The sequence below is a fragment of the Tahibacter caeni genome (genome assembly GCF_024609805.1).
GTDB classification, from domain to species: Bacteria; Pseudomonadota; Gammaproteobacteria; order Xanthomonadales; family Rhodanobacteraceae; genus Tahibacter; species Tahibacter caeni.
Genome location: NZ_JANFVR010000210.1, coordinates 1 through 8,445, shown reverse-complemented (window position 1 = coordinate 8,445; position 8,445 = coordinate 1). Strand labels below are relative to the sequence as shown.

Here is an 8,445-nt window from a genome sequence, read left to right as displayed (position 1 = left end):
GGCTTGGCCGCGGGGTCTGCGGGCTCGGCGGATCGGCTGCGCGGCTTGGCCGGGGGCGCCGGCGTCGCGGCGTCGTTGCCCGGCTCGTCGGTCTTCTTGCTCATGGCGCGAGTGTAGCCCGCGGCACCGGCGCCGCAGCGTGCAGCCGGCACGCTATCGCGCGAACCTCACCGCGGCTGAACGCCGCGCCCCGTGCCCGGGGCCCGGCGCGCGGCGTCGACGATCACGGCGAGAAGCTGTACGTCGCCGTGCCGTCGCCGTTGTCCTTGAGCTCGCGGATCGCGCCGGCGACGCCGTTGGCCCTGGCCACGTCGGCCTGGCCTGCGCGCGCGCGGAACGTCGCCGGCGTCTTGAGCTTCAGCGGCGCGAAATGCACCGGGCTCGCGTCGATGTCGCTGCGCCTGAGCGTCGGATGCGCCTTGAGCCAGTCGATGACCACGTCGCGGTTGGTGGTCTCGACCGACATGACGATGTTCTTGCCGTCGAGGCCCGGGATGCCGCCGCTGCCGCTCGCGCGGTAGTTGTTCGTCGCGACGATGAAGGGCTGGTCCGGCCGCACCGGCTTGCCGCCGGCCTCGAGCTTCACGATGCGCTCGCCGGCCGCGCGCGACAGGTCGATCGTGTAGCTCAGGCCGCCGCCCTGGATCACGTCGAAGTTGTAGGTCGGCACGCGCGTGTTGATCAGCGCCTGCGCCTCGGCCGACTGCGGATCGAGCCGGTTGAAGCGCTCGGCGGATTTTTCGAGCCAGTTCTTCAAGGTCGCGCCGTCGATCTTCACCGCGGCGATCGTGTTCGGATAGAGGTACAGGTCCGCCGCGCTCTTGATCGTGAGCCGGCCCGGCTTGACGTCGCTGTAGTCCTCGGCGCCGGCGAAGCCGCCCTTGAACGCGGCCGCAGCCGACAGCACCGGCACGCCGGCGAGGTCGGGCCGCTCGCTCGCGATCCAGTCCTGCGTGAACGCGCGCTGCGCCGCGTTGATCACGCCGAGCGCGCTGACGTCGCCCTGGTCGGCGAAGTACGTGCTCAGGCGCACCTCGGTCTGGCCGATCGCCGTGTCGACCCACTTCATCGTCGCGCGGTGCTCGGCGTCGACGATGCGCGCGATCTCCGGATCCGGCGCGACGCAGTCCTGGTCCTTCGCGCAGATGCTGCGCACCTGGGTATAGGTCTTGTCCTTGACGATCTGCCAGCGGCCGTCCTTGCGCTCGAGCGCGAGCTTGATCACGCCGAGCGCCTTGCCCCAGAAGCTGCCCATGACGGCCGGCACGCCGCGCACGAAGCCGCGTTCGTTGTCGACCTCGGACATGTTGTTGAAGCGCGACTTCGGATTCGTCGCGTTCGGAAAGGTGTCGTGCGAATGGCCGAGCATGATCGCGTCGATGCCTTCGACGCCGGCCAGGTGCCAGTTCGCGTTCTCCATGTCTTTGCTGTACGGCGACGGATTCAGGCCGCCGTGGGACACCGCGACGACGAGATCGACCTTCTGCGCGCGCAGCTCGGGCAGGTACTTCTGCGCGGCCTCGACGACGCCGAGCACGGTCACCTTGCCCTCGAGATTGCGCTTGTCCCACTTGAGGATCGGCGGCGGCGCGAAACCGAGCACGCCGACGCGCAGCGGCACCTGCAGCGCGCTGCCGTCGGGCGTATAGGCCGTGATGGTCTTCTCGACGACGAGCCACGGCCGGTACAGCGGCTTGCCGTCGCGCGCGGAGAACACGTTGGACAGCACGAGCGGGAAGGCCGGGCCCTTGCAGGTCTGCGAAGCGACGCCGTCGGCCGCGAACGGCGTGCCGGTGACCTGGGCCAGGAAATCCAGGCCGTAGTTGAATTCGTGATTGCCGATCGTGCCGGCGTCGTAGCCCAGCGCGTCCATGGCCTTGTAGGTCGCCAGCTCCTGCGTGCATGGCAGCCGCTCGGCCAGCGCCTGGTAGTCGGCGAGCGAGGTGCCCTGGATCGTGTCGCCGTCGTCGAACAGGAAATGGTTGGGATTCTCGCGGCGCGCCTCGCGGATCAGGGTCGCGACACGCTCGAAGCCTATGGTCGGGTCGATCACGCCCTTGAAGTAGTCGAAGCTCAGCACGTTGGCGTGCAGGTCGGTCGTTTCGAGCAGCGCGACGTCGGCGCGGGCGCCGTCTTCGAGACGGGACACCTTGCCGCCGCCGCTGGCGCAGGCAGACAGGGCGAGCGCGAGGCTCAGGGCGATCAGGGCGCGGGACATGGGTCGGAAAACCTCGGCGTTCGGTGTCGGCGGCAAGCCCCCTCGCACGGAAGGGGCAGCCGGGCACTCGAGACGCGAGCGCCCGGCGGGTCTTGAGGAGATGCGGCAGAACGGGAAGCCGCGCCGCGCAGGCCTGCGGAGCCGGCTCCCGAAAGCGCGAACCTTAGCATCGGCCTGCGTCCGTCGCATGTCCGGCCGGTCCCGTGCCGGATGGCTGCGGCGACGCCGGGCTGTCACACTGCCTGCTTAACGTCGCGAACCCGACCGGAGAACTGCCGTGAAGCCATTGCGTCTGCTGCCTGCCGCCGCCGCCCTGATCCTCACCGCCTGCGCGAGCCAGCCCGGCCCGGCCTCGCATCGAGCCGCCGTTGCGGACATCGCCGTGCCGGATATCCAGCGTCCGCAGCAGGAAACCGCGCAGTGGTGGTTCACGGCCGGCGCGGCTGCGGCCCGGACCAACGTCGGCGCGACGCCGCCGAAGGCAAAGAACGTCATCGTGTTCCTCGGCGACGGCATGAGCATCACGACGATCGCCGCGGCGCACATCCTGCTCGGCCAGCGCCTGGGCAAGGACGGCGAGAGCGCGCGGCTGTCGTTCGAGACTCTGCCGTACACGGCGCTGAGCCGTACCTACGAAACCGATTCGCAGACGCCGGACTCGGCCGGCACCATGACCGCGATCATGACCGGCGTGAAGACCAAGGCCGGCTTCATCGGCGTGAGCCAGGCCGCCGATCGCGCCGACTGCGCGTCGAGCCGCGGCCAAGAACTCGTCACGGCCCTGGAGCTCGCCGAACTCGCCGGCATGTCCACCGGCGCGGTGACGACGACCAAGGTCACGCACGCGACACCCGCGGCGACCTACGGCCACCTGCCCGAACGCAACTGGGAAGCCGACGTCGACGTCGGCCAGTCGCCGGCCGGCGGCGACTGCGTCGACTTCGCGCGCCAGCTCGTCGAGCAGCCGTTCGGCGACGGCCTCGAAGTCGTCCTCGGCGGCGGCCGCGAAAACTTCATGCTGCCGATCCAGCGCGATCCGGAAGAACCCGGCCGCCCGGGCAAGCGCCTGGACCAGCACGACCTGATCGGGCAATGGAGCGCGCGTCCCGGCGCGACCTACGTCTGGAACAAGCAGCAGTTCGACGCCGTGGACGCTTCGAAGACGACCCACTTGCTCGGCCTGTTCGAACGTTCGCACATGCGCTTCGAGCACGACCGCACGAATCCGCCGGCCAACGAGAACGGCCGCGTCGCCGCCGACGAGCCCAGCCTCGCCGAGATGACGCGCACGGCGCTGAAGCTGCTGAAGAAGAATCCGAAGGGTTACTTCCTGATGGTCGAAGGCGGCCGCATCGACCATGCGCACCACGCCGGCAACGCCTATCGCGCGCTGACCGACACGATCGCGTTCTCCGAGGCGGTGCAGGCCGCGCTCGACGAGACCGACGCGGCCGACACGCTGATCGTCGTCACGGCCGACCACGCGCACACGCTGACCTTCGCCGGCTATCCGCAGCGCGGCAATCCGATACTCGGCCTGGTCCACGGCGGTTCGGATTTCGAGGACTCCGGCTCGGCGCTCGCGCTGGATCAGCACAAGCTGCCGTACACGACGCTGGGCTATGCCAACGGCCCCGGCTACGTCGGCGCGAGCGACCAGCAGCCCGAAGGCCCGAAGACCTACCCGCACTACTATCGCAGCCTCGGCAAGCCGGCCAGCCGCCGCCCGGACCTCAGCAAGGTCGACACGCAGGCGCCGGACTACATGCAGGAATCGACCGTGCCGTTCATGAGCGAAAGCCACGGCGGCGAGGACGTCGCGATCTTCGCGCGCGGTCCCGGCGCCCAGGCCTTCCACGGCGAGCTCGAACAGAACGTGATCTTCCACGTCATCGTGCAGAGTTCCCCGCTGCTGCGCGACACGCTGTGCCGCAACGGCAGCTGCAATGCCGACAAGGTGCCGGTCAACCTGCCGGATCGCGCGAAGCTGCTCGGGAAATGACCTCCGGCAGCAGGGCGGGAAACGGATCCGTCCGTTTCCCGATCGAAACAGCACCGGCGAAGCTCGCGCAGATTTCCCGAAGCCGGTCGCCGCGCGATCGACTCTCATGCCGTCCCGTCGGGATTCCTTGGCAGGTTTTTCGACGGCCGCCAGGCCGCGGATCACGAGCGGTCGATCATTTCCGAGACGATCCGGCCTCGCCAGCCGCCGGCGGGCCCGGCGCTGACCACGACATCGGCAGTGACATCGCCGTCAGACACGGTGAGCCGCAGCCCCAACGCCATGACCAGGCCGCAGTCGCGCAGCTGCGCGTGAGTCGTCGGATAGTCGAGCCATAGCAGGCCGTCTTCGGCGAAATGGTTGAAATCGGCGAAGAAGACTTTGCGACTCGCGGGTTCCTGTGCCGGATCAAGGCTCATAGCGGTAATGCCCGGTGATCGGATAGTCGAACAAGCGGTCCTCGACCTGCGTGCCGGCGCCGATGTTGTGCACGATCAGCGGCCGGCCGTCGCGGCGCTGCGCGGTGACGAGGCCGATGTGCGGCAGATTGCCGGGCAGCATCCAGGTCACGATGTCGCCGGGCGCGTAGATCGCGGCGTCGCTCTGGTTCAGCGGCAAGGCGCGGCCATGGCGCGCGAAGAACGTCGCGAGATTGGGCACGCGCCGATGGTCGATGTTGCGGTCGGGTCCGCGCAGTCCCCAAAGCTTCGGATACGCTGCCCAGTTTGCGCGCATGTCCTCGTGCACGCGCTGCTGCAGGTCGACGCCGATCGCGCGATAGGCGCGGATCACGACGTCGGTGCAGACGCCGCGCTCGATCGGCACGTCGCCGCCGGGATAGGCGATGCGCGCGTAGGCCGCGTCGTAGCGCAGGGTCACGCCGACCTGGGCCGCGGCCGCGCCGAGCAGATTCGCCGGGAACGCGGGCTCCGCCGCCGGCAATGCCGGCAGCAACAGGGCAAGCAGCGCGCAGAAAATGGTCCGGACGACGCGTCGCCTCGCCGTGTTGCGGATCGCGCTGCCGCCGCCGGCGCCCGTCGCGGCAGTCGCCGTGACCACGCTCATGCCGGCGGCGCCTGCGCCGGCAGCACGCGCTGCGCGCGCAGGAAATCGCCGACGAGCCGCGCGAAGTTGCGGCTGAAATACGCGCAGTCGTTGTGGCCGCAGGCTTCGCGGTACAGCCGCGTGCGCGGCGAGGCGGCAGCCATCCTGCGCGCGTGCGCCGGCGGAATCAGTGCATCGTCGTCGCCGTGCATCAGCAGCACCGCCTGCGGGAAAGCCTTGATGCGCGCGGCCGAATCGAAGCGGTCGCGGGCGAGCCAGCCCGGCAGCAGACGGTCGTTCGCGAGATCGGCCGTCGACGCGAACGTCGACAGCAGCACCAGCGCCGCGAGCGGGCGATGGCGCGTGAGCTCGGCCGCCGAGGCGCCGCCGATCGAGCGGCCGAGCGCGACGATGCGTGTCGCGTCGACGGCCGGCCGGCGCGCGAGCCAGTCGTAGGCCGCCGTCGCGGCTTCGACGAGGCTGTCGAATTCCGGCGCGCCGTCGGCGCCGTCATAGCCCGGCAGCTCGACGAGCAGCACGTGCAGGCCTGCCGCGCGCAATGCGTCGAAGCCGTGCAGATGCTGCGCGACGGTTTCGCCGTTGCCGTGGAAGAACAGCAGGGCCGGCGCCGGCGCCGCGCTCGCCGCCGGCAGGAACACGCCGCGCGCGCGGCCGTAAGATACGGGCGCCTCGACCAGCTGCGCCGGCGCGGCCAGCGCCGTGCGGAACGGATGCGGCGCGCCGGCCAGCGGAAACAGCAGCTGGCGCTGCGCCGCATAGAAAACCGCGGCGTAGCCGGCATAGGCCAGGGCCGCCAGCAGCAGCACGGCGGCCGTCCCGCGTATCGCGCTTCGTTTCATCACCCACTCCGGAAATTCATGGCTCACCCGATTGCCCATCGTAGTCCGGCCGCGAACCGGCGCAGCCCGTTCCTGCTGCTGCTCGTCCTCGCCGTGCCGGCCGCCGCGGCGCCGCCGGCCCTGCGCGACGGCGACGTCATCTTCCACACGTCGCGCTCGGCGCAGAGCGCGGCGATCCAGCGCGCGACGCATTCGCGCTACAGCCACATGGGCCTGATCCTGCATCGCCAGGGCAAGCCGTATGTGTTCGAGGCCGTCGCGACGGTCCGCTTCACGCCGCTCGCGCAGTGGACCGCGCGCGGCGCCGGCGGCCACTACGTGGTCAAGCGCTGGCGCGAAGCCGATGCGCGCCTCGACACGGCCGGCGCGGCGCGCCTGCGCAGCGCCGCGCAGGCGCTGGCCGGCAGGCCCTACGACCTCACGTTCGAATGGTCCGATGCGCGCATCTACTGCTCCGAGCTCGTCTGGAAGGCCTACGAGCGCGCGTTCGGCCTGCACCTGGGCGAAACCCGGCGCCTGGCCGAGTTCGACCTGGCCGACCCGCTCGTCGCCGCCAAGCTGCGCGAGCGCTACGGCACGCGCCTGCCGCTGCAGGAACCCGTCATCTCGCCGCAGACCATCTTCGACAGCACGGAGCTCGTGCTCGTCGACGAGCGCTGATCGTTCGCGTCCGCGGCGCGCGCAGACGACCGCGCGCCGGACGGGCCGGCGCGCGGACGCGAAGGCGGAACCTCGGCGCATCAATCGCCGGCGACGGCGATTTCCGGACGCTGCTCGCCGTGCTTGAGCCGGCGCGCGGTCTCGATCAGCCGCACGAACTCGGCGCGATGGCCTTCCGCGTCGTCGGCATCGCCGGCGTCGCGCGCGAGCGCCGCGATGCGGTCGAGGTTGAAATCGCCGAGATGCGTGCCGCCGCGCAGGCTGTCGGCGAAGGCGGCGACGGCCGCGGCGAAGCGCAGGCGCGGACTCGGGCTGGCCTGCAGCTCGCTCCTGCGCAGCGGCCGCTCGATCAGCCGGCTGACGTCCGCATCGGGCTGCTTGTAGCGCAGCTTGACGAACGCGAGCTCGTCGGCCGACGCCCTGGCAGCCGGCTTGTCACCGCCGTAGCGCAGCGGATCGACCTGCGCGCCGCCGTCGCCGACGAGAGTCAGCTCGTACAGCGCCGTCACGTCGTGGCCGGCGCCGATCTCGCCGGCGTCGACCTTGTCGTTGTTGAAATCCTCGCGGCGCAGCTGGCGGTTCTCGTAGCCGATCAGGCGGTATTCGGCGACCGCGGCCGGGTTGAATTCGACCTGGATCTTCACATCCTTGGCGATCGTGTACAGGGTGCCGCCGGCCTCGGCCACGAGCACTTTGCGCGCCTCGCCTATCGTGTCGATGTAGGCGTGGTTGCCGTTGCCGATGTCGGCGAGCTGTTCGGCCAGCTGCTCGTTGTAGTTGCCGGCGCCGAAGCCCAGCGTGGTCAGCGCGACGCCGTTCTCGCGCTCGCGCGCGACCAGCGTCTTCAGCGCGGTGTCGTCGGTCGTGCCGACGTTGAAGTCGCCGTCGGTCGCGAGCACGACGCGGTTGACGCCGCCCCTCACGAAGTTCTGCCGCGCGACCGAATAGGCCAGCTGGATGCCGGCGCCGCCGTTGGTCGAACCGCCGGCGCTGAGGCCGTCCAGCGCACCGATGATCTTCTCGTGCATGTCGCCCGGCGTCGGCGGCAGCACGAGGCCGGCGCTGCCGGCATAGGCCACGATGGACACGCGGTCCCCCGCGCGCAGGTTCGGCACCATCTGCTTGAACGCGTCGACGAGCAGCGGCAGCTTGTCCGGCGAATGCATCGACCCCGACGTGTCGATCAGGAATACGAGATTCGACGGCGGCAGGTCGCGGGTCGGCAGCTCGTAGCCCTTGATGCCGACGAGCAGCAGCTTGCGCTGCGCGTTCCACGGCGCCGCGGCGAGCTCGGTCGTCACGCTGAACGGCGTGTCGCGCGTGGCCGGCGGCGCATAACCGTAGTCGAAGTAGTTGAGGAATTCCTCGGCGCGCACCGCGTCGGCCGGCGGCAACTGATGAGCGACTAGCATGCGCCGCACGTTGGTATAGCTGCCGGTGTCGACGTCGATCGAGAACGTCGATACCGGATTCTGCGCGGTGATCTGCAGCGGATTGTCGGCGTTGTCCTGGTAGCGCTCGGTATTTGCCGGCTGGCCGGCGAAACGCTGCGCGATCACGCCGGCCGCCGGCCGGTCGGCGCGCTGGCGCCAGAGGCCCGAATAGTTGGCCAGCGTCTGCGGCGGCGCGCCGGCGGCGGTCTGCGCCACGGCCGGCGCCGG

At 70.3% G+C, this 8,445-nt stretch carries 7 protein-coding genes; 2 read left to right on the top strand and 5 right to left on the bottom strand.

The genetic code is table 11. The features are described from left to right. Positions 1-223: 223 nt before the first annotated feature. Entirely contained in the window at positions 224-2,218 is a 1,995-nt protein-coding gene (locus NON22_RS16235) for a bifunctional 2',3'-cyclic-nucleotide 2'-phosphodiesterase/3'-nucleotidase (RefSeq protein ID WP_257387989.1), read from the bottom strand. 277 nt (positions 2,219-2,495) lie between these two features. Here NON22_RS16235 and NON22_RS16230 point away from each other — a divergent pair, with 277 nt between their 5' ends. Continuing rightward, the gene (locus NON22_RS16230) at positions 2,496-4,220 is read left to right on the top strand and encodes an alkaline phosphatase family protein (protein WP_425507991.1); all 1,725 of its coding nucleotides are present in this window, start codon (positions 2,496-2,498) and stop codon (positions 4,218-4,220) included. A gap of 161 nt (positions 4,221-4,381) precedes the next feature. Here the strand turns inward: NON22_RS16230 and NON22_RS16225 are convergent, their stop codons facing one another. Genes NON22_RS16225 through NON22_RS16215 form a run of 3 tightly spaced genes read right to left on the bottom strand, consistent with a single transcriptional unit; the run spans position 4,382 to position 6,124 of the window. Beyond that, entirely contained in the window at positions 4,382-4,639 is a 258-nt protein-coding gene (locus NON22_RS16225; RefSeq protein ID WP_257387988.1) for a hypothetical protein, read from the bottom strand. Next, positions 4,629-5,285 (bottom strand): DUF1287 domain-containing protein, encoded by a 657-nt coding sequence (locus NON22_RS16220; protein WP_257387987.1) that lies wholly within the window; start codon positions 5,283-5,285, stop codon positions 4,629-4,631. Before NON22_RS16220 ends, NON22_RS16225 begins: the two co-directional genes overlap by 11 nt. Then, positions 5,282-6,124: an alpha/beta hydrolase gene (locus NON22_RS16215; protein WP_257387986.1), complete on the bottom strand. Its 843-nt coding sequence runs from the start codon at positions 6,122-6,124 to the stop codon at positions 5,282-5,284. The genes NON22_RS16220 and NON22_RS16215 overlap by 4 nt, the downstream gene beginning before the upstream one ends. A gap of 18 nt (positions 6,125-6,142) precedes the next feature. On the opposite strand from NON22_RS16215, the gene NON22_RS16210 reads away from it, so the two are divergent. Beyond that, on the top strand, positions 6,143-6,784 hold the full coding sequence (locus tag NON22_RS16210) for a YiiX family permuted papain-like enzyme (RefSeq protein ID WP_257387985.1): 642 nt from the start codon (positions 6,143-6,145) through the stop codon (positions 6,782-6,784). An 80-nt stretch (positions 6,785-6,864) separates the two neighbouring features. Here NON22_RS16210 and NON22_RS16205 read toward each other — a convergent pair. Continuing rightward, positions 6,865-8,445 (bottom strand): vWA domain-containing protein (locus NON22_RS16205; protein ID WP_425507990.1); only part of this gene is annotated, 1,581 nt, incomplete at its 5' end.

Excerpts from the sequence above, each read along its gene's own strand:
- NON22_RS16235 (WP_257387989.1), bottom strand. The coding sequence starts at position 2,218 with ATGTCCCGCGCCCTGATCGCCCTGAGCCTCGCGCTCGCCCTGTCTGCC.
- NON22_RS16225 (WP_257387988.1), bottom strand. The coding sequence starts at position 4,639 with ATGAGCCTTGATCCGGCACAGGAACCCGCGAGTCGCAAAGTCTTCTTC.
- NON22_RS16220 (WP_257387987.1), bottom strand. The coding sequence starts at position 5,285 with ATGAGCGTGGTCACGGCGACTGCCGCGACGGGCGCCGGCGGCGGCAGC.
- NON22_RS16215 (WP_257387986.1), bottom strand. The coding sequence starts at position 6,124 with ATGAAACGAAGCGCGATACGCGGGACGGCCGCCGTGCTGCTGCTGGCG.
- NON22_RS16210 (WP_257387985.1), top strand. The coding sequence starts at position 6,143 with ATGGCTCACCCGATTGCCCATCGTAGTCCGGCCGCGAACCGGCGCAGC.